This is a genomic window from Sphingomonas sp. CCH15-F11, assembly GCF_001557005.1.
Classification (GTDB): domain Bacteria; phylum Pseudomonadota; class Alphaproteobacteria; order Sphingomonadales; family Sphingomonadaceae; genus Sphingomonas.
Window position 1 is genome coordinate 1 of sequence record NZ_LSKG01000136.1, and the last position, 20654, is coordinate 20654.

Below are 20654 nucleotides of genomic sequence, written 5' to 3' on the forward strand. Positions count from 1 at the left end.
GCACGGCGAAGCCGACGACCCCTTTGCGCTGCCCGCCCCGGATCGGGCGCGGGCAGCGCAAAGGGGTCGTCGGCTTCGCCGTGCAGCGGCGCGGGGGTGAACGGCTCGGCCGGGAAAGGCGCCTCGGCAAAGACATCGCTCTCGGGCGGCGGCAGCGGGGCGGGCGCGAACGGGTCGCCCGCGGGCAGCGGCATCGGCGCGAACGGGTCCGCGCCGCTTGCAGCAGCTCCGCCGGGCGGCGCGATCGCCCAGTCCTCCGGAATGCCGAAATCGGTCGGCGGCGGAAGCGGATCGGCCATGATCGGCCGGGCGAAGGCGTTGCCGAGCGGACCGGCAAAGCCGAAATCCTCGGGCGGCGGCGCGGACTGCGCCGCGCCGGCCAGCGGCGTGGGCGAAAAGCCCAGGAAATCGTCCATCGCGTTGCCGAGGAACTCGTGCACCTCTGCCTGGCGCTGCGCACTGCCCCACACCGGATCGACCGGGGTGTCGAACCACGCGTCGGGCTGGCCCAGGCCCGACGGACTCGCGGGCAGCGGCGGGGGTGGAGCGGGCATCAATGCCATGCCGGCACCGGCGGCTTCGGTCGCGACGGTGATGACGAAATCGCCGATCAGTAGGCGGTCGTTGGCGCGGATCGCCACGGGCAGTTGCGGCGCGATCCGTCCGTCGGGGCGGTTGAGCGCGACGCCATTGGTGCTGGTGTCGATGACGAACAGGTCGAGGCCGAGCGCCGAGATCGTGCAATGTTCGCGCGAGATATGACCGTGTTCGTCGGGCAGCACCCAGTCGCACGTCTTCGCGCTGCGCCCGACCTTGATCTGGCCGGCGTCGAGCTGGCGCCGGTCGATAAAGGTTCCGGGCGGGTCGGTCGCCCTGGCAAGCAACAACGTCCACATGATGACGGATCAGCCCCCCGCCAGCCGCGCGCGGACCGACGCCTGGGCGGTTCGACCAACGTCCCCCTTCATCAACGCCAGCCCGATTTCGAGGAAATCGCCCAGCGACACGCGGCCGCTGAGCGCCGGCTCGAGCGTCAGCAGCAGCAGCGCGGTCCGCGTCGCGACTCCGGGCAGATGCGGTGCAGGCGGTACCGGTTGCTGCCCGCGCGGCGCGATCGATGCGCCGCTCCAATAGGCCGCCATCGCGGCCCAGCCGGGCGCGAGGTCGAGGTTGCAGCGATCGGCCGCCTCGCCCGCGCGCTCGGCATCGACCGGCGCGGTGCTCTGGACCCAGTGTTCGGCGACCTCGACCGCAGCGAGATCCTCCGCACGCGCCGCCAGATCGGGCAGCAGCCGGACCGCGAGGCATGCCCACCACGCCGCCTGGCGATGCGGCAGGATCATGGTGAGCGCATAGACCGCGTCGCGGTAATTGCCCGTGGCGGCGAGCGCCGCGATCAGTCGTTCAGGTCCCGTCGCCCCGGCCAGCACCGCACGGCCAGCGGGGGACAGATTGGCCTTCTGCTCCAGCTCCACACGCTGATAGCGCAACGCGATGACGGGCGTGCTCGCCATGTCAGTTGATCATCACTATGCCGCCCTTGAGCGTCAGCATCGCATCGGCGGTGACGTCGGTCTTGGGCGCTTTCAGGGCGGCGGTCGCGCCCCCGGACATATCGAGCTGGGCCTCGGCCTTGATCGTGATCTTCACCGCCTTGATCTCGATTCCCGTGGGCGTCATCGTGATCGTCGAGCTGCCGACCTTGAGCTCGATTTCCTGCTTCGATTCCAGCAGGCTCTTCTGCTGCACGGTGACGGTGCGGGTCTTGGCGATGTCGGTCGTCTGCTTGCCGTCGATCTTGACCGTGCGATCGCGCGTCACGGTGAGCGACTGGTCGCGCTCCACCGCCAGCGTCTGGTCGCGCTTGACTGTGCCCCAGTCGTCATTGTCGATCAGCCGGCGATAGTCGCGGCCGGTGTAGAGATAGATCTCCTCGGCACCGTCCTTGTCCTCGAACCGGAATTCCTGGGTGATCCCGCCGTTTTTCTCCGTGACCGAGCGCCAGCCGCTCTGTGTCTTGGCCGAAGCGGGATCGAACGGATAGGGCTGGGACGGCGTGTAGACCGTGCCGGAGATGAACGGCAGATCGGGATTGCCGTAGAGAAAGTCGATGATCACCCGCGTGCCGATGCGCGGAAAGAATTGCGCGCCGTGCGTCGAATGGGCCCATTGCTGCTGGACGGGCAACCAGACGAATTTGGGGAGCGCACCGCCATAATCCCGCGCGGTCGCGATTTCGACGGGAACGCGGCTCTGGTCGTCGATGACGATCTCGCCCTTGGCCGAGCTTTCGTCCGCGACCGTGCCGAGCAGGGGGCCGGGCGCGTTGCGCTGGGGCGCGCCGACCGGCGGGCGGAACACCCGGGTCGCGTCGATCGCAGTGAACTGGTTCGAATAGCTGCCCTTGCCGCCATCCTGCAGCATCCACGGATCGCGCGCGGAATGGGTGACCGAGGTGAATGCCAGCCGGTCTGGCAGCGCACCGTCGCTTTGCGTGACCTTCACGCGTCCCCCGGCCATGAAGTCGCAGCGCGACGACATGCCGGTCACCTGGTCCGCGCTCTGCCCGACGCCATCGATGTGATAGGCGGAGCGGGCGTTCACGCCGGCCTGCGCCACCGATTCGAACCCGATCGAATGCAGCCCGTGCGGATAGACCGCGCCCCATGACGGGGCGGCGCTGCCCGCCTTGGTAAAGGGTTCGTCGAGCTTGTTGACGTTGACGCCGTGATGCTTGTGCTTGCGCGGCCCCGCGCGATATTCGCGCGCGACGGCGGGCATCGCCTTTAGCGACTGTTCGTGATCCATCGACACGTCGCCGCCCGCCACGTCGACATAGTCGGCGGACTTGTTGGCCAGCACCATCTTGTGCCGGAAGGTGCCCGCGCCGCTGTCGTGCACGAAGAAATACATGATGCCGTCCTGCGCCAGCAGGCGGTCGAGGAAATCGAGCTCGCTCTCGTCATAGCGTACCGCATAGCCGCGCGCCGGCGGGTCCGGACTGACGCCCACCGACTTGGTCAGCCCGACGACATCGGCGGTCATCGCGGTGAAGATGTCGAGGCTGGTCTTGTCCTGGATGAAATGCGTTGCGCGCGCATAGCTGAGCGCGAAATAGGCCGGGCGCGCGGTCAGCAGGACCCGCATCCCCTCGGCACCCAGCGCCAGCCGCGCGGCATAGATGCGCCCGGCAAAGACGCGCGGCGGAAAGTCGCCGATCGAGATGTCGAACTCGACCAGCTTGCCGATCCACTGGGTCAGGTCGGGCCGCACTCCGGCGACCAGCTCCAGGCGATACTCGAACGGCTCGCTGATCGCCTCGCGTCCTTCAAAACCCAGCAGCTCGTAATTGGCCAGGTCGTCGGGAAGCGCGCGCAGATTGAGAAGATGGTCACCCATGCCAGGAGCCTTGCCCGCCCGTCAGACGCGGAAGCCGGCGGCCCCGGTGCGGGGCCGCCGATCCTCCGCGCAAGCCAGGGCGATCAGCCGACCTTGTTCTCGGCCAGCGAGTAGATCAGGTGGGTCGGGCTGCCGGTGTTGGTCGCATCGCGGCCGGTGAAGCACCAGTCGAACTTGGTGAAGTTCAGCGACAGCGACTCGCTCGGAAAATCGCCGCCCGACGACATGCTGAAGCCCGAGATGATGACTTCCTCGAGGCTGAGCGTCGCGTACGCGACCGATTCGCCCTTCGACGCGGCGGTGAACGAGATCTTGCCCTTCTTGATCACCTCACCCATCAGCAACTGCTTGAACAGCAGCTCGGACGACTTGTCGGTGACCTTGGTCGTCGTGATTTCGGACACGCTCGGCTCCGACGCGGTGCGGTCGCCGCCGCGCGGCGAGCTGACGCCGATGCCGGCACCCCATTGAAAGCTGTTCAGCTCGATCATTTCCTTGAACTTGTCGTCGGTCGAGCTGCCCTTGATGCCATCGAGTTCGAGATAGATTGCCACGTGCTGTTCCCTTCTTCATCCTCGGCGACACCGTGTCGCCTTGCCCTAAATTGCGGATCGGCGGCATGAATCATGGCGCGGCCCCGCGGTGATTGCGTTCACACCAGCGTGATCGAATAATCCTGCGTCTCGCTCGCGCTGACCCGGACCTCGGTCACTTCCTTGCCCTCGGCGCGCAGCTCCAGCAGCTGTCCGGCCAGATCGGCGAGCAGCCCGCGCTTCAGGATATTCTCGATATTGCGGGCACCGCTTTCGGTTTCGGTGCAGCGCTCGACCAGCTTGTCGAGCAGCGCGTCGTCCCAGCTGAAGCTGGCCCCGTAGCTGCCGATCACGCGCTTCTCGATCCGCTTCAGGCTGATCACCACGATCTCGCGAAGGATTTCGGGCCGCAGCGGGAAGAAGGGGACGGTGACGACACGTCCCAGAAACGCGGGCTTGAAATAATCGAGCAGGTCGGGGCGCAGCTGGGTCGCCAGCGCCTCGGGCTCGGGCAGCACCTCGACATTGCGGCACAGTTCCTCGATCGTATCGGTGCCGGCGTTGGACGTCATGATGATCAGCGTGTTCTTGAAATCGATGTCACGGCCTTGGCCGTCCTTCAGCATCCCCTTGTCGAACACCTGATAGAACACGTCCTGAACGCCGGGATGCGCCTTTTCCATCTCGTCGAGCAGGATGACCGAATAGGGCTTGCGCCGGACGGCTTCGGTCAGCACGCCGCCTTCGCCATAGCCGACATAGCCGGGCGCCGCGCCGACGAGCGTGGAGACCTTATGCTCCTCCTTGAACTCGCTCATGTTGATTGTCGTGACGTTCTGCTCGCCACCATAAAGCAGCTCGGCGAGCGCCAGCGCGGTTTCGGTCTTGCCGACGCCTGACGTGCCGCAGAACAGGAAGACGCCGATCGGCTTGCGCGGATCGGCCAGGCCCGCGCGCGCGGTGCGCACGGTCTGCGCGATCACGTCGAGCGCATAGTCCTGGCCCTTGATCCGGTTGGCGAGCTGGTCCTTGACGGTCAGCACCGAACGGATTTCGTCGCCGCCCATCCGGCCGACCGGAATGCCGGTCCACCCGGCCAGCACTTCGGCGACGACCTGGCGATCGACGACGTCATAGACCACCGGATGCTCGCCCTGCAGCGCGCGCAGCTTCGCCTGCGCCTCGCGCAGCTCGCCGACCTTGGCGTCATAATCGGCTGCGTCGGCCGCCATGCCGTCCAGCGCGACGCGTAGGTCGCCGACCGCCTTCACCGCCGCCAGTTCTTCCTGCCAGCGCGCCGATGCGGTCTCCTTTGCCGCCTCCAGCTCGCCCTTGCGCGCGGCGGCGGCCTCCAGCTTCTTGGCGACATCCACGCCCGAACGGCCCTCGCGCTCGAGCATCCGCACTTCGGACGCGAGCAGGCCAAGCTGGCGTTCCAGATCCTCGACCGACGGCGGCGTCGCCGCCTGGCTGATGCCGACCCGCGCGCACGCCGTGTCGAGCAGCGAAATCGCCTTGTCGGGCAATTGCCGCCCGGCGATGTAGCGGTGCGACAGGCCCGAAGCCGCCTCCAGCGCTTCGCCGAGAATGCGGACATTGTGGTGTTTTTCGAGCACCGGCACGAGCCCGCGCAGCATGGCGACGGCCAGGTCCTCCGACGGCTCCTCGACCTTCACCACCTGGAAACGGCGGGTGAGCGCGGGGTCCTTCTCGAAATATTTCTTGTATTCGGCCCAGGTCGTCGCCGCGATGGTGCGCATCTCGCCGCGGGCGAGCGCGGGCTTGAGCAGGTTGGCGGCGTCGTTCTGGCCCTCCGCGCCGCCCGCACCGATCAGCGTGTGTGCCTCGTCGATGAACATGATGATCGGGGTGGGGGAGCCCTTCACCTCGTCGATCACCGATTTCAGCCGGTTCTCGAACTCGCCCTTGATGCCCGCGCCGGCCTGGAGCAGGCCAAGATCGAGCGACAGCAGGCGCACATTCTTGAGCGCGTCGGGAACGTCGCCCTGCGCGATGCGCAGCGCGAAACCCTCGACCACGGCGGTCTTGCCCACGCCCGCCTCGCCGGTCAGGATCGGGTTGTTCTGACGCCGCCGGGTCAGGATGTCGACGATCTGGCGGATTTCGGGGTCGCGGCCGAAGATCGGGTCGATCTTGCCCGCCTTCGCCTGCGCGGTCAGGTCGATACAGAACTTGTCGAGCGACGCGGTGCCGCGCGATGCCGGGGCACCGCCCGCACCCGTCGCCGCCCCGCCGTCGCCCGCAGGGGCGGAGGACAGGTCGGCCGCCATCTTCGCTTCTTCGGACGCCGACGCGATCTGCGTCATCGTCGTGCGCAGCGTTTCCGAGGGCAGCTTGGCGAAATGCGTGCTCATCTGGCGCGCGATCACCGCCAGGTCGTCCGCATCCAGCAGCGCCATCAGCAGATGGCCCGAGCGAATCACCCCCGAGCCATGATCGAGCGACGCGAGCAGCCAAGCTTCGCGGATCAGCTTGATGATGTTGGGGGCAAGGCCGGGCGCGCGGCCATTGCCGGTCTTGAACCCGTCGATCGCGCGGTTGATGTCCTGGGTCAGCCGGCCGGCATCGACCTGGAAATGATTGAGAATGACGGCGACGTCGGAGGTTTGCCGGTCGATGAGGCGCAGCAGCCAATGCTCGATCTCGACATCGTAATTGGTCCGAGACAGCGCAAGTCCGGCGGCGCCCTCCAATGTGGAGCGACAGGTGTCGTCCAGCTTGCCGACCAGGCTTTTCAGATTGACCTGCGCCACATGCCCCCCTCTGCAACATGCCGAAATCAATGTATTTTCGCGCGGGCTGCGGCGATGCCGCCCGACCGGATCCCGGGGATGGAAGCGATGCGAATCGAGCCCGCATTTTTCGATGCCGCCCCGCCCGCGCCACCGTCCCCTCGGCGCGCCGTCGGTCTAGCCCAGCGCGCCGGGCCCCACAACGTTAATTTAGCGCAACCATGCGTTCGCCCGTCTCGCCGGCGACGGTTGCCGGCGGCGTGCGGCCCGGACCGTCGCGGCCAATCGCGGTGCGGTCGACCGGAATGACGCAATCGGCCAGAATGCCGGCGTCCGGACCCGGCGAGCCGAGCCAGCCGGTCCAGCCGAGCAGCGCGGGCGTCGCCGCGTCGCCCAGCCGCAGGGGCGGGATGTCGGCGGCATCGATCAGCATGCGGATCACCGGCTGGTGTTCCATGCCGGCGGCGAGCATGCAGGCTTCCCCGACGATCGCGCGCTGGCCCGACTCCGCGCAGAAGCGGATCAGCGTCGCGTGATCGACCGGGCCGATCTCGACCGCATAATGATGCTGTACGTCGAGCACTGCCGCACCGATGATCGCGGCATCGTCGCTGCCCATCCCGGTTTGCGGGTCGATGCCGCCCAGCCGCGCGAACTGGCCGCCGCCGCCGGCACTGGTGCCGCCCAGCCGGCTTTGCTCCGTGGGCGGCAGCGCCAGCCAGGCCGGTTCCGCCTCGGCAATCCGCAGCGGCAGTCCGGTCAGCTGGCGCAGCACCGTCTCGACGCTCGCCGCGCTGCGCCGCGCATCGCCCAGATGCCCGGCCAGCGGCACCAGCGCCGCGTCCTCGACCACCAGCCGGGTCATGCTGCCGGGCGTCGCGAGGCCCGCCAGCGCGAGCACCGCGCGCGACGCGGGATCGTCGCCGGGCCGAGCCTCGCGCTCGAAGCTCACCAGCCAGTGATGCTTGCGGAAGACCCGATAGAAGAAGGACAGTGCGCGGTGATCGAACAGGTTCAGGAAGGCGGCGAACGCGACGTCGCGCATCCGCCGGCGTTGAAGCTGCAGCTCGCTATAGACCGGGGGCAGGGCGGGGGCCGCGCCCGCCAGGCCCAGGACGTTGGCGGTGACGTGCGGCTGGCCGTCGACCTCGCCGATCGCGGCGATGTCGCTGGCGGTCAGCGCCATCCGGTCGGACGCAACGAAGCGCAGCGGTTCCTCGCCCGGGGGCGTGTCGCTGCCGATTTCGACCGTGCGTCCGCCGCGCCGTGCCGCCAGTTCGATGACACGCGCGGCCTGGGCAAGCACCAGCGCCGCGGTCCGGCGCGACAATAGCTCGACGACGGTCATATCAGTGGACGGTCGCCGACCCGCGTCGGCCAGGTCTTCCACAACGCCGCCTCGCGCCGCAGCTTGGCGGAGACGCGCACGAAGCTGTTGAGCGCACATGCGCTCGCCAGGAAGCGTTCGATGATGCTGCACAGCAAAAAGCTGCCCGATCCCGAGAGCCGGTCGTCCTCGACCTCGATCGTGACGTCGACCCCCGCGCACATGGCGGTATGCCCCTTCAGCCGCATGCGTGCGACGCCGGGCGCGGCCGTCACCCCGACCAGCCGTTCGCGCAGGTGCACCGTTTCGGGCGTGTCGCCGATGTCGTAGAGCGCCAGCACCTCGCGCAGCGCCAGCGCGCCCGCGCTGCCGCCGACCAGGCTAAGATGATTGAGCGACAGCTGGCCGACCAGTTTCCAGATCGCGGCGCGCCGGCGGGCCGGTCGTCGTGTCGGCGTCGGCTTGGTCAGCGCCTCGACCCCCGCCAGCCCCGCGATCGTGCCGTCGATCTCCAGCTCCGGTCGCCCGCCGCCGAAGGGCAGCCGCGCCGGCAGGTCGCGGTTGGTGGCCAGGATGCGCGGGTGCAGCACGGTCGCATCATCGCGCAGCAAGCGCCCCTCCAGATCGGCGACCGCGACGAACACATCGTCGCCGCCACCCGGCCCGAAGCTCGACCGGCGCGCCAGCGCGTGGAACATCCGGCCCAGCCGTGGCGATCCGCGATCGACCGAATGGAGCGGCGGTGCCGAGAACCGCTCGCCGCTCTGGTCCTGCAGCACCATGTCGACGACCGAATGCACCTCGATCGCGTCCTCGCGCCGGGCGTCGGGCACGATGCGATATTCGATGCTGCTGTGGTCGAGCTGGATGGGCTCGGCATCCATCTCGAACAAATTGATCGCGGGGCAGGCGAACAGATCGAAATCGTCGGCGCGCACCACGCGCTCGAGCTCGGACGACAGCTTGTCGAAGTAGAAGAACAGCTCGAGCCGGTCGCCCGCGATGTCGAGCGTGCGCGCGGCCAGCCCGCTCACCTCGACGAACAGATGCTTTTGCGGATAGGCGAAGAATTCCTGCAGCACCGCATAGGCACCCCGCGCAACCTGGGTCTGGGGCAGCAGCAGCTCGTCGTCGCCAAAGCCGCGAAGCCTGAGCGCGTCCGGCGGGAGCAGCACCGCGCGCGGATCCTGTGGACTGGTGCCCACCCCGATGCCGACCAGGTTCGATCCGAACTGTTCGATCAGGATCTGCGCGCGCCGCGCATCGCTCTTGATGAACAGGCGCAGCGTGTCGATGCCCAGCCCGGCCAGATCGACCTCCGGCTTGGTCGTCGCCAGGGTCAGGCGCAGCACGCCCTTGGCAGCATGGAGCCCCAGCGCGGGCGCGTCGAGCGGCGGACCGCCCATCGCGGCGGCATGGACGCGGATGGGCAGCAGCTGGGTGTCGTGGCACAAGCGATAGCGGCACCGCTGGCCGTCGACCGGTTCGGCCGACACCATCGTGCCCGCCGGGACCGTCACCGGCTTGTCCAGCCCGTCCTCCGCGATCAGCCGCGCCACCATGAACGATGGCACCGGCTGGATCAGATGCGGATAGAGCGTCATCAGCATCGCGTCGGACAGCTCGGGAAACTCGTCGTCGATCTTGTGGCGCAGCCGTGCGTTCATGAACGCGACCGCCTCGATCAGACGGCCGATATGCGGGTCCTCGATCGCGTCGCGGGTCAGGCGCAGCCGCGATGCGATCTTCGGATGCGCCTCGGCAAACGCGCCGGCATTGCTGCGCAGGAAGGTCAGCTCGCGCTGATAATATTCGATCAGGTCGTCGATCATCTGGGTCAGTCCGGCATTTCGACCGCGATCGAGCGGTCGCTCGGCCGCACGCTGGCGTCATAGACCACCGCCTCGCGTGCGCGGGCGAGGTTGAGGATCGCGGTGATGCGAAAGCGGATGCCGCGCGAGGTCGGCGCGCCGTCGACCTCGACCTCGACCTCGCTCAGCCGCGGTTCGTGGGTGCGGATGGTCTGCGCGATCATGCGCCGCACGCGCTCGCGCACCCCGGCGGCGGCGAAATCCTCGGTGCTGATGTCGGGCAGGCCGAAGCCGATGATCGTCGCGAGCAGCGTCTCGTCGCCGTTCACCGCGGCGATATGCGGACGGCGGCTGTTGAGCAGCCCTTCCAGGTCGCGACGCAGCCCCAGCCGATAGCGTTCGAGCAGCTGGTCGTCGCCCAGCATCGGTTCCTGGCGCAGTTCGGGCTCGTCGTCGATCAGGCGGTCGATCAGCGACAGGGGAATTTCGCCCGCCATCACGCGGCCGCCTCGCGCCCGATGATCGTGGTCAGGCGAAACTCCGATGCAATCTGGTCCAGCTGGTAATGCGGCCGGATCGCGATCTCGCAGCCATAGCTTCCCGGCTTCTCGGGCATCTCGCTGACGATCACGCGCGCCTCGCGCAGCGGGTAGCGCACGCGCATCTCCGGGCTCGCATCGTCGTTGCCGGTGACATAGGTGTTGAGCCAGCTCTGCAGCAGGCGCTGGCATTCCTGGGCATCGGTATATTTGCCGACCCAGTCGCGCGCCATCACCTTCACATAATGGGCGAAACGGCACACGCACAGGATGTAGTTGAGCATCGCGCTCATCTTCGCGTTCATCCGCGCGGCTTCGCTGTCATAGTCGGTCGGGCGGTGCAGGCTCGGCAGGTTGAGGAAAGCGGTCAGGCCGGTCAGGTGGATCTGGCGCAGCGCGATGACGCCCAGTTCGTTGAGCGCGACCTCCTGGTCCTCCGACACCGCATTCTCGACCGCGAAGCGCGCGACCACGCCGGCACGGTCGCTGGGCAGCAGCTGGCGGATCGGGCCGGCGACCGTGCCACCTTCGCCGACCGGCACGGTGCCGCGGATCGCGGCGGGCCAGCGGTGCTGCGCCATCGCGCGGCACGCGACATGCGCGAGCGCGAACGCCCCGTTCATCCACAACAGGTCGCGTGGCCCGTCGGCGCGCTCGTCATAGACGAAGCCCAGCCGGGGGAAGTCGCGGCCGCGATAGAGTCGCCGGGCGAGCAGGCGCGGCGCGACCGCCGCCAGGAAGCGGCTGTCGGAACGCGCGCGCAGCCGCTCCCAGCGCGCATATTCGGGGTTGGCGAAGGTCGCGGACAATTCCTGGCGCAGGTCGAGATCCGCAAACGCGTCGATGCCCATCATGCGCGGATCGACCCCGACAACCGTGGGGCAGAAGGCGGCGGCCGCCACCTCCGCCAGGCCCGACAGCGTTGCGACATCATCGGTGCGGTCGCGCTGGCCCAGCCGGTGCGACACCTGATGATCGACGATCATCATGCCATAGGGTTCGCCGCCCGGCGTGCCGAATTCGTTGCTGTAGATGCGGTCGAACAGCACGCTCTGGTCGAACGACATGGCGCGTTCCAGGTCGCGGGCCACCTCGCCCCAGCGGACGTCGAGGATGCGGACCTTGACCTGCGCGTCCGCGATGCCGTGGACCAGCCAGTGCGTCCCGCGCCACAGCGCCTCGATCCGCTGCAGCTCGGGGTGGTGCAGGATCGCGTCGAGCTGGCGCGACAGCAGTGCGTCGATGCCGGCCAGGATGCGTGCCCCGCGTGCGCGAAGCCCCGGCGCGGTTCGCGGCGCGCCGTCGGCCCGCCATGCCGCGCCGGTCGTGGCTGCGGCGGGCAGGCCGAACAGCCCGGGCGCGGCGGACGACGCGACGGCATCGCCATCCGTCGTCCGCGCGCGCGCATCGGTTGCCGCGTCCATCGCCGATTGGCCCTCCGGTTCCAGCGGGATCGGCACGCGCGCGGCGTCCGAAGCGCCGATCAGCTCGCCTTCGGAATCCGCGCGACCAGCCGCATCGAGGTGGTGAGTTCCTCAAACTGCAGCCAGGGGCGCAGATGCGCGACGGCGGTGTAGGAACCCGGCGCGCCCTCGACTTCGCGCACCTCAACCCGGGCTTCGCGCAGCGGGTATTTCGCGCGCGATTCCTGGCCGGCACCCTCGGTCGCGTTGACGTAGTTCGAGATCCAGCGGTTGAGCCAGGTCTCGGTGTCCTTCGCTTCCATGAACGACCCGATCTTGTCGCGCGCCATCACCTTCAGATAATGGGCGAAGCGGCTCGTCGCCATGATGTAGGGCAGGCGGGCGGAGATCGCCGCGTTGGCAGTCGCCTCCGGCCGGTCGTACTTCTTGGGCCGCTGCGTCGTCTGCGCGCCGAAGAAGACCGAATAGTCGGTGTTCTTGTAGTGGCAGAGCGGCAGGAAGCCGAGGTCGGAAAGTTCCTTTTCGCGGCGGTCCGTGATGCCGATTTCGGTCGGGCACTTGGCGTCCAGGTCACCGTCGTCCGACTGGAAGACATGGGTCGGCAGGTTGGTGACCTTGCCGCCGCCCTCCGCGCCGCGGATCGCCGTCGTCCAGCCATATTCGGCATGCGCCGCGGTCATGCGCGCGGCCAGCGCATAGGCCGCGTTCATCCAGCAATAATCGTCGTGATCCATCGCCTTGGGATTGCCCGCATCGTCCTTGGGCGCTTCCTCGTACGCGAACGCCTCGACCGGCTTGGTGTCCTTGCCATAGGGCAGGCGGGCCAGCACCTTGGGCATGGTCAGCGTGACGAAGCGCGAATCCTCGGTGTTCCGGAAGCTGTTCCACTTCATGTAATCGGCGGTTTCGAACAGCTGCTTCATGTCCATCGGGTTCGACAGCTCGGTAAAGCTGTCCATGCCGAACAAGTTGGCGTTCGCCGCCGACACGAACGGACAGAAGCCTGCCGCCGCCACGCTGGAGATATTGGTCAGCAGCTCGATGTCGTCGGGATGCTTGCCGAAATAATAATCGCCGATCAGCGTGCTGAACGGCGTGCCGCCCGCGGTGCCGAACTGCTCCTCATAGACCTTCTTGTAGAACTGGCTCTGGTCGAAATCGGTCGCCTTGGCGAGGTCGGCGGCCAGCTCTTTCTTGGTCACGTTCAGCATCTGGACCTTCAGGCCCTCGCCGATCTCGCTGTTCTTGACCAGATAGTTGAGCCCGCGCCAGCTGCCTTCCAGCGACTTGAACTTCTCGGCATGCATGATCGCGGCGAGCTGTTCGGAAATCTGCGCGTCGATCTTGGCGATCGCGTCGCGCAGCGTCACGGTCATGTTCTTCTGGAACTGGACGGTGCCGCTCATCGCCTCCGATGCCAGCGTGCGCATCAGTTGTTCGACGCGCTCGGGCTCGGTCTGCTTGGTGACGCTGATCGCCTGGTCGAGCAGGCTGGCGGGCGCGTCGGTCGTGGTGGTCGCGGCGGCGCCTGCGGCCTGGGTTTCGGTCTCGGCCATGTTACCCTTACTCCTTGGTGCTGCTGTCGTCGCCGAGCTGGTCGCGCAGGCTGCTCAACTGCGATTCGTCGCGCAGGATCTGCTCGAGCAGGCTTTCGAGCTGCTCCGAACCGTCCGCCTTGGCCATCAGGTCGCGCAGCTGGTTGCGCGTCTCCATCAGCTTGCGGAGCGGTTCGACCTGCTCGACGATCTTGTCGGGCTCGAAATCGTCCATCGACCGGAACTTCAGGTTGACCTCGAATTCCTTGCCGTTCTTCTCGAGCGTGTTCTCGACCTTCAGCTTCACGGCGGGCTCGATCCGCGCCATGACCTGGTCGAACTTGTCCTTCTTCAGATCGACGAACTTGCGTTCCTTCAGGCTCTTCTTCGGCACCGCCGAGTCGCCCGAAAAGTCGCCCATGACGCCGACGACGAAGGGCAGTTCCTTGACTTCCTGCGCGCCCTCCGTCTCGACATCGTAGGTGATGTGGACGCGCGGCTTGCGCACGCGCTTCAGCTTGTCATGCACCGAGTCTGCCATAACGCTCTCCCCAAAGCCGCGCCGATGCGCGGAAGTTCAGACAAATTTCGTCGATGTGCCCCCGTCGTCGCCGTCGATCATCCCTCACCGGCGGGCGGCTTGATGCCGGAACGCCAGTAAAAGGTCTCGCGAACCGAGGCGTCGGGAATCAGCTCCGTCAACAACGCATCAAGACTTAAACGCGCGCGGCGGTCAACCTCGCGCAGCGAAGGCCCGAGCGGCGACAGCGGTTCGTACCGCTCGAAATAATCCGCAGCCGCGGCAATTGCGCGCAGCGCGTCGTCGCGCTGGGAAATGCGGCCGATCACCATCGGCCCGCCGGCGGTCGCCGTTGTGGCCGCCGCGCCGCCTTCGCCCGCCGCCTGTGCGTCATCCGCCGGCGCATCGACCGGATCGTCGGGCAGCTTGGCGATCAGCGACTGCAGCCAGTCGGCCATGCCGCGCAATTCGTCGCTGACCCGCGACGCGGCGGGAAAGCGGGGTTTCGTCCGCTCGGAGACATAGGCGACGCCGCGCCGCCACGCGGCTTCGGCGGCGGCGACCTCGTCGGCGGAGCGCTGCAGCACGCGGCGCGGGATGCGCCGGGCCAGCGCTTCGATGGCGTCATAGGCCGCCTGCGCCTCCTGCTGGCGCTGCGCCTTCTGCTCGGGCGTGCCGTTCTGCGACGCGGCGAGCAGCGCATCGGCGCTGACCTTGTCCAGAAAGCGCAGCTGGTCGCCCGCATCGACCGCCAGGACCAGCCGGCGCAGCGGCTGGACGAGCGTGCCGTCCTTGTCGCCGCTGCCCCCGCTCAGCCCCGACAGCGGCTGAAAGCGCGCCTCGACGCCATCTTCCTCGTCCTCGACCGGATAGAGGCCGTTATCCCAATATTGCTCGATCAGGTCGGCCATCACCGCCATGCCGGCGGACAGGCCGAGCAGGCCGTCGACGCGCGTCGACGCCTCGACCAGCACGGCCATGGTTTCCAGGTCCTTGCTGTGCTCGGTCAGGTAATCGCGCGCGCTTTCCGCCAGCATGTCCCACGACCACGCGTCGCCGCCGTCGGCGTCCTCGCCCATGGCGGCGCGCTGTTCCTGGCGAAAGATCGTCTTGCGCTGAAAGCGGATCTCGCGAAACAGCTCGCCGGCCGCGCCCTCGTCCTCGCGGCCGTCGATGCCGACGCCGTCGCCGATCGGGGCGAGCAACGCCGCACGGCTTTCCTCGTCGATGACCAATTTCGCTCTCCCCCCGTCCCGCGACCGAGCCTACAACGTGGTGCGGGCCGCTGCACCCCCTTTTTTGTTGGCGCGCGGCCCGGATTGCGCGATGTTGCGTCGTCGAAACCGACGCGGAGGGGCGGGGACACCGATGGGACAGCCGGCATCGCGACTGACCGACATGCACACCTGTCCGATGGTGACGGGGGTGGTGCCGCATGTCGGCGGCCCGATCGTCGCGCCGGGACTGCCGACCGTGCTGATCGGCAGCCTTCCCGCCGCGCGCGTCACCGATCAGTGCGTTTGCGTCGGCCCGCCCGACACGATCGTCAAGGGCAGCGCCACCGTGCTGACCGGTTCGCTGCCCCAGGCGCGGATCGGCGACCAGACCGCGCATGGCGGCGTCATAGTGCTCGGCTGCTTCACCGTGCTCGTCGGCGGCTGAGCACGCGTTCGCGCAAGGGTTCGGCGGTATGCCGGTCCCGGCCTATTGCCGCCTGAGCGCGGCGGCCGGGCGCACCGACAGCAGCGGGATCGATCCCGCCAGCCCGATGCCGAGCGTCAGGATCGCGCCCGCCGCCAGCGTGCCGAGCACGACCGGCCAGTCGGGCGCCCAGCCGAATTCGAACACCTGCGTCACGACATACCACGCCGCCGCCAGCCCGAGCGCCAGCGCGATCGCCGCGAGCAGGCCCGCGAGCAGCGCATATTCGATCGCCTGTGCGACCAGGATCTGGCGCCGCGTCGCGCCCAGCGTCTTCAGGATGACGCTGTCATAGGCGCGCGCCTGGCGCGACGCCGCGATCGCGCCGACCAGCACCGCGATGCCCGCCAGGATCGCGACCGACGCCGACAGCAGGATCGCCGCCGACATCTGCTCGAGGATCGCGCTGACCTGCTTGATGACATCCCCGACCGCGATGATCGAAACCGAGGGAAACGCGCTCAGCACCGCGCGCGCGATCGCGCTTTCGCGCGCCTTGTCGGTGCTGATCGTCGCGGCCAGCGTGTGCGGCGCGGCCGCCAGCGTGTTGGGCGAGAAGACGAGCACATAGTTGAAGCCCATCGTGTCCCATCTGATCTCGCGCAGCGACGCGATCCGCGCCTCGATCTCGCGGCCCAGCACGCTGACGGTCAGCGTGTCGCCGACGCGCAAGTTCAGGACGCGCGCGGCCTGGGCGTCGATCGACACGAGCGGCGGCCCGGCATAATCGGCCGGCCACCATTTGCCCGCGACCAGCGTGCTCCCCTCCGGCAGCACACTGCTATAGGTCACGCCGCGTTCGCCGCGCAGGAACCATGCGCCCTCGGGGAGTTCCTTCAGATCGGCGACGCGCGTGCCGGCATAGGCGGTGACGGTGCCGCGCAATGCCGGAACCAGGTTCAGCGTGGCATCGGGTGCGGCACGCGCCACCGTCTCGCGGAACGCCAGCTGGCGTGCGGACGGGATGTCGAGCACGAACTGGCTCGGCGCGCGGGCGGGCACGGTGTTGGCGATTTCGGCGCGCAGCGTCGTCTGGATCGCGGCCAGCGTGACGAACAGCGTGAGCGCGAGGCCGAGCGCAATCACCAGCGCGCCGGTCTGGGCACCGGGGCGGTGCAGGTTGGCGACGGCCAGCCGGATCAGCGGGCGCTTCGATCGCGGCAGTCGCGCCGCGACGAACCGTACGCCCCAGCCGATGCCGAGCAGCAGGGCGAGCACGGCTGCGACCGCCGCCAGCACCACGCCCGCAAACACCGGATCGCGCGCAGTGCCGATCGCCAGCGCCAGGATGATCGCGATGCCGCTCGCGACCAGCGCCACGGTCCGCCGGTCGATCCGCCGCGACGGGCTGATCCCCCCCCTGAACAGCGCGGCTGCGGGCAACAGCCGCGCGCGCGCCAGCGGGGGCAGCGCGAACACCCAGGCGACCAGGATACCGAACGCCGCGCTCGTCGCCAGCGGCAGCGGGTGGAGGGTGAAGCCCGGGCGGACCGGCAGCAGGTCGCCCGCCAGCGCGACGAGCAGCATCGGCAGCACCGCCCCGAACGCCAGCCCGGCGACGATCGCGATCGCCGCGACGGTGCCGATCTGCATCAGGTAGATGCGCGCGATGTCGCGCGATCCCGCGCCCAGCACCTTGAGCGTGGCGATGCTCGCGCGCTTGCCCGCAAGGTAGGAGCCGACGCCGTTCGACACGCCGATGCCCGCGATGACCAGCGCCGCCAGTCCGATCAGCCCGAGAAACTGGCCGAGCCGTTCGAAGAAGCGGCTGGCTCCCGGCGCGGCGCGGTCGCGGTCCTTGTATTCCCAGCCGGTGTCGGGAAAACGCGCCTTCAGCCGATCCACCACCGCGGTGGCCGAGGCGGTCCCGGGCAGGCGCAGGCGATATTTGCTTTCGTACAGCGCGCCCGGCAACAGCAGCTGCGCACGGCGCAGTCCGTCGAGCGAGACGATCGCGACCGGGCCGAGCGTGAAGCCCTCGCCGACGCGGTCGGGTTCGCTGGCGATGATCGCGCGCACGCGATAGTCCGCCTCGCTCCAGCGCAGCCGGTCGCCGACGCCGACGCCCAGCCGGTCGGCCAGCGCCCGGTCGATCAGCACTTCGTCGGCGCGGGGCAGGGGGGCGGCGCTGCCCCCCTGCACGGTCAGCGTGCCGTAGAGCGGATAGGCGCCGTCGACGCCCTTGAGTTCGGTCAGCACCGCCGCATCGCCGCGGGCGCTGCGCGCCATCGCACGGGTGCGGATCGTCTCGCTCAGCTGGCCCAGCCCGCGCAGCACGCGCCGTTCGGCCGCGCTCACTTCGCGCTGCGACATCGCGACCTCGACGTCGCCGCCCAGGATCACGCGACCGCGCGACGAGATTTCGCCGGTGATCGCCGCGGTCAGGCTGCCGATCGTCGCCAGTGTCGCGGTGCCCAGGAACAGGCAGATCAGCAGCAGCCTGAGCCCGCGAAAGCCGGCGTTCAGATCGCGTCGGGCGATGCGCCAGCCTTGCGTCCAGCCGAGCGCGGCGTCGCGCGCGTCGCTCATGCGCGACGGTCGGCGACGATCGCGCCGTCGCGCATCTCGATGATGCGGCCGCACCGCGCCGCCAGCCCCGGATCGTGGGTGATGATCACCAATGTCGCGCCCGCCGCCGCCTGGCGCGCGAACAGCAGCTCGATGATGTCGGCCCCCGTCGCGGCGTCGAGATTGCCGGTGGGTTCGTCGGCGAACAGGATTTCGGGCTGGGGGGCGACCGCGCGGGCGATGGCGACGCGCTGCTGCTCGCCGCCCGAAAGCTGGGCGGGATAGTGGGTCAGGCGATGGCCCAGCCCGACCGCGCGCAGCTCGTCCGCCGCCCGGTCGAACGGATCGGCCAGCCCCGCCAGCTCCAGCGGCACCGCGACATTTTCGAGCGCGGTCATCGTCGGCAGCAAATGAAACGCCTGGAGCACGATGCCGACCCGGCCCCGCCGGGCGCGGGCCAGCGCATCCTCGTCCAGCGGCCCGAAATCGAGGCCGGCGATATGGACGCTGCCGCCGGTCGCGCGCTCCAGTCCCGACAGGATCGCCATCAGCGACGACTTGCCCGATCCCGACGGACCCAGGATCGCCAGGCTCTCGCCAGCCGCGACTTCGAGGTCGATGCCCTTAAGGATCCGGGTCGCCGCCTCGCCGCCGCCGAGCGACAGGGTGACATTGCGCGCGCGAATGGCGATATCGGTCGTGACGGGGGGTGACAGCATGGGAAGAAAGGAAGCCCTTTGACGGCGAGAAACTGGCAATATGGCGTGGCGCTGCTCGCGCTCCAAGGGCTGGTCGCATGCTCGGGTGACGATGCGCCCGCTGATGCGCGCGTCAACGACACGGCAGCGGCATCGGCCGCGCCGTCGGCGGCCGCGCCGCTGCCCGCCGATGCGCCGCTGGTCGTGGCCTTCGGCGACAGCCTCTATGCCGGCTATGGCGTGGCGCAGAACGAGGCGTTTCCGGCCGAGCTGCAGCGCGCCCTGGCCGCTGCCGGCACCCCCGCCGATGTCCGAAATGCCGGCGTTTCGGGCGAAACCACCGCGGGCGGGCGCGAACGGCTCGCCTTCGTGCTCGACGGGCTGCCGCGCAAGCCCGACCTGGTCGTGCTGGGGCTGGGCGGCAACGACATGCTGCGCGGCCTGTCGCCCACCGAGACGCGCGCCAACCTGGCGGCGATGCTGGCAATGCTGCGCGAGCGCCAGATTCCGGTGCTGCTGACCGGCATGCTTGCCGCCCCCAATCTCGGCCGCGACTATGCCGATGCGTTCAACCCGATCTATCCCGAGCTGGCCAGGGAATATGACGCCGCGCTCTATCCGTTCTTCCTCGACGGTGTAGTGACCCGGCCCGAGCTGATGCAGGCGGATCGTTTGCATCCGACGCCGGAGGGCATCGACGCGATCGTCGGCAAGATCGCGCCGCTGGTCGCCAAGCAGCTGAACAATTAGCCTGCTTCTTCACCCCGGCCGCGTGCCGGGGTCCACCGTGACGCGAGCGCTGCACCGTGGCTCGATATGGGCCGCCTGCTGCAACGCAGGCCCATTGTCGGTGGCCACTCGATCTGACGTCCCAGTGGACCCCGGCACGAGGCCGGGGTGACGCGGGATGAAAGGACTTGAGGGCGGGGCAGGTGATTTAGTGCTTTATTCGGGCAACGCACCTCGTTAGCGTTTGCAGCGAATCGGGTCGGGGGAATGGTGAATGCTGCATCTGGCGAACGTCACGCACGTCTATGCGAACGGGACACGCGCACTCGACGATGTGACGCTCACGATCCCGAAGGGGATGTACGGGCTGCTCGGGCCCAACGGCGCGGGCAAGTCGACGCTGATGCGCACCGTCGCGACGCTGCAGACGCCGACGTCGGGCAGGATCACCTTTGGCGACATCGACGTGATCGGCGAGCCCGAGCGGCTGCGTCGCACGCTCGGCTATCTGCCCCAGGATTTCGGCGTCTATCCGCGCGTGTCGGCCTATGACATGCTCGACCACATGGCGGTGTTGAAGGGCATCGCGTCGAAGGGCGAGCGCAAGGCGACGGTCGAGACGCTGCTCAACCAGACCAATTTGTGGAACGTCCGCAAAAAGGCGATCGCGGGCTTTTCGGGCGGGATGCGCCAGCGGTTCGGCATCGCCCAGGCGCTGATCGGCAATCCCGAACTGATCATCGTCGACGAACCCACCGCCGGGCTGGACCCGGAGGAGCGCAATCGCTTCCTCAACCTGCTGGCCGAAATCGGCGAGAATGTCGTCGTCATCCTGTCCACCCATATCGTCGAGGACGTCGCCGATCTCTGCCCGCGCATGGCGGTGCTGGCGGCAGGGCAGATCCAGCTGGAGGGCGCGCCGCTCGACCTGATCGCACAGGCCCGGGGCACGGTATGGGCGCGTGCGATCGGCCGCGATGAGCTTCCCGACTATTCCGAGCGCTACGAGGTGATCGCGACGCGCCTGTTCGCGGGGCGCACCATCATCCACATCCTGTCGCCGACCGATCCCGGCGACGGGTTTGAAAGCGTCCCCGGCGGCCTCGAGGACGTCTATTTCGCGACGCTCGCCCGTACCCGTCGCCCGGCGGCGGCACCCGCCGCGCACGCGGCCTGA

The 20654-nt window shown here is 68.5% G+C and carries 17 protein-coding genes; 3 read left to right on the forward strand and 14 right to left on the reverse strand.

The window, feature by feature from the left end; all coding sequences use genetic code 11:
* The 12 genes from AX709_RS13340 to AX709_RS13395 form a co-directional block, all read right to left on the reverse strand.
* Nucleotides 1-896, reverse strand: an 896-nt coding sequence (locus AX709_RS13340; protein ID WP_156454273.1) for an FHA domain-containing protein, incomplete at its 3' end; no start/stop codon positions are given.
* 9 nt (nucleotides 897-905) lie between these two features.
* Entirely contained in the window at nucleotides 906-1514 is a 609-nt protein-coding gene (locus AX709_RS13345) for a DUF6931 family protein (RefSeq protein ID WP_066550007.1), read from the reverse strand.
* Between the two features lies 1 nt (nucleotide 1515).
* Nucleotides 1516-3399 carry a type VI secretion system Vgr family protein gene (locus AX709_RS13350; RefSeq protein ID WP_066550010.1) on the reverse strand — a complete coding sequence of 628 codons (1884 nt, stop codon included), beginning with the start codon at nucleotides 3397-3399 and terminating at the stop codon, nucleotides 1516-1518.
* Nucleotides 3400-3482: 83 nt separating this feature from the next.
* Entirely contained in the window at nucleotides 3483-3953 is a 471-nt protein-coding gene (locus AX709_RS13355) for an Hcp family type VI secretion system effector (protein ID WP_066477515.1), read from the reverse strand.
* A gap of 98 nt (nucleotides 3954-4051) precedes the next feature.
* A complete protein-coding gene (tssH, locus tag AX709_RS13360; RefSeq protein ID WP_066550015.1) occupies nucleotides 4052-6706 on the reverse strand; it encodes a type VI secretion system ATPase TssH in 2655 nt (884 codons plus the stop codon).
* A 184-nt stretch (nucleotides 6707-6890) separates the two neighbouring features.
* Complete coding sequence (gene tssG, locus AX709_RS13365; protein ID WP_066550023.1) at nucleotides 6891-8033, reverse strand: type VI secretion system baseplate subunit TssG; 1143 nt, start codon at nucleotides 8031-8033, stop codon at nucleotides 6891-6893.
* Entirely contained in the window at nucleotides 8030-9844 is a 1815-nt protein-coding gene (gene tssF / locus AX709_RS13370) for a type VI secretion system baseplate subunit TssF (protein WP_066477520.1), read from the reverse strand. Before tssF ends, tssG begins: the two co-directional genes overlap by 4 nt.
* A 5-nt stretch (nucleotides 9845-9849) precedes the next feature.
* Nucleotides 9850-10320, reverse strand: a complete 471-nt coding sequence (tssE, locus tag AX709_RS13375; protein WP_066477522.1) for a type VI secretion system baseplate subunit TssE — start codon at nucleotides 10318-10320, stop codon at nucleotides 9850-9852.
* The gene (gene tssC, locus AX709_RS13380) at nucleotides 10320-11822 is read right to left on the reverse strand and encodes a type VI secretion system contractile sheath large subunit (protein ID WP_066550025.1); all 1503 of its coding nucleotides are present in this window, start codon (nucleotides 11820-11822) and stop codon (nucleotides 10320-10322) included. Before tssC (AX709_RS13380) ends, tssE begins: the two co-directional genes overlap by 1 nt.
* 23 nt (nucleotides 11823-11845) lie before the next feature.
* Nucleotides 11846-13342 (reverse strand): type VI secretion system contractile sheath large subunit, encoded by a 1497-nt coding sequence (gene tssC, locus AX709_RS13385; protein ID WP_066477524.1) that lies wholly within the window; start codon nucleotides 13340-13342, stop codon nucleotides 11846-11848.
* 7 nt (nucleotides 13343-13349) lie between these two features.
* Nucleotides 13350-13862, reverse strand: a complete 513-nt coding sequence (tssB, locus tag AX709_RS13390) for a type VI secretion system contractile sheath small subunit (protein WP_066477528.1) — start codon at nucleotides 13860-13862, stop codon at nucleotides 13350-13352.
* Between the two features lie 77 nt (nucleotides 13863-13939).
* Nucleotides 13940-15076 carry a type VI secretion system protein TssA gene (locus tag AX709_RS13395; protein WP_066550027.1) on the reverse strand — a complete coding sequence of 379 codons (1137 nt, stop codon included), beginning with the start codon at nucleotides 15074-15076 and terminating at the stop codon, nucleotides 13940-13942.
* Nucleotides 15077-15209: 133 nt separating this feature from the next.
* Here AX709_RS13395 and AX709_RS13400 point away from each other — a divergent pair, with 133 nt between their 5' ends.
* Entirely contained in the window at nucleotides 15210-15503 is a 294-nt protein-coding gene (locus AX709_RS13400) for a PAAR domain-containing protein (RefSeq protein WP_066550029.1), read from the forward strand.
* Between the two features lie 42 nt (nucleotides 15504-15545).
* On the opposite strand, the gene AX709_RS13405 is transcribed toward AX709_RS13400, so the two are convergent.
* Together AX709_RS13405 and AX709_RS13410 are read right to left on the reverse strand one after the other, a co-directional pair.
* The gene (locus AX709_RS13405; RefSeq protein ID WP_066550031.1) at nucleotides 15546-18071 is read right to left on the reverse strand and encodes an ABC transporter permease; all 2526 of its coding nucleotides are present in this window, start codon (nucleotides 18069-18071) and stop codon (nucleotides 15546-15548) included.
* Nucleotides 18068-18769 carry an ABC transporter ATP-binding protein gene (locus AX709_RS13410; protein ID WP_066550033.1) on the reverse strand — a complete coding sequence of 234 codons (702 nt, stop codon included), beginning with the start codon at nucleotides 18767-18769 and terminating at the stop codon, nucleotides 18068-18070. Before AX709_RS13410 ends, AX709_RS13405 begins: the two co-directional genes overlap by 4 nt.
* A gap of 18 nt (nucleotides 18770-18787) precedes the next feature.
* On the opposite strand from AX709_RS13410, the gene AX709_RS13415 reads away from it, so the two are divergent.
* Together AX709_RS13415 and AX709_RS13420 are read left to right on the forward strand one after the other, a co-directional pair.
* On the forward strand, nucleotides 18788-19498 hold the full coding sequence (locus AX709_RS13415) for an arylesterase (protein ID WP_066550035.1): 711 nt from the start codon (nucleotides 18788-18790) through the stop codon (nucleotides 19496-19498).
* A gap of 253 nt (nucleotides 19499-19751) precedes the next feature.
* Nucleotides 19752-20654, forward strand: a complete 903-nt coding sequence (locus AX709_RS13420; RefSeq protein ID WP_066550038.1) for an ABC transporter ATP-binding protein — start codon at nucleotides 19752-19754, stop codon at nucleotides 20652-20654.

Bases quoted from the DNA above. Each gene is read 5' to 3' on its own strand.
- AX709_RS13405 (WP_066550031.1), bottom strand. From the start codon at position 18,071: ATGAGCGACGCGCGCGACGCCGCGCTCGGCTGGACGCAAGGCTGGCGC.
- tssG (WP_066550023.1), bottom strand. From the start codon at position 8,033: ATGACCGTCGTCGAGCTATTGTCGCGCCGGACCGCGGCGCTGGTGCTT.
- tssF (WP_066477520.1), bottom strand. From the start codon at position 9,844: ATGATCGACGACCTGATCGAATATTATCAGCGCGAGCTGACCTTCCTG.
- AX709_RS13345 (WP_066550007.1), bottom strand. From the start codon at position 1,514: ATGGCGAGCACGCCCGTCATCGCGTTGCGCTATCAGCGTGTGGAGCTG.
- AX709_RS13410 (WP_066550033.1), bottom strand. From the start codon at position 18,769: ATGCTGTCACCCCCCGTCACGACCGATATCGCCATTCGCGCGCGCAAT.
- AX709_RS13400 (WP_066550029.1), top strand. From the start codon at position 15,210: ATGGGACAGCCGGCATCGCGACTGACCGACATGCACACCTGTCCGATG.
- tssB (WP_066477528.1), bottom strand. From the start codon at position 13,862: ATGGCAGACTCGGTGCATGACAAGCTGAAGCGCGTGCGCAAGCCGCGC.
- tssC (WP_066477524.1), bottom strand. From the start codon at position 13,342: ATGGCCGAGACCGAAACCCAGGCCGCAGGCGCCGCCGCGACCACCACG.
- tssE (WP_066477522.1), bottom strand. From the start codon at position 10,320: ATGGCGGGCGAAATTCCCCTGTCGCTGATCGACCGCCTGATCGACGAC.
- AX709_RS13350 (WP_066550010.1), bottom strand. From the start codon at position 3,399: ATGGGTGACCATCTTCTCAATCTGCGCGCGCTTCCCGACGACCTGGCC.
- AX709_RS13420 (WP_066550038.1), top strand. From the start codon at position 19,752: ATGCTGCATCTGGCGAACGTCACGCACGTCTATGCGAACGGGACACGC.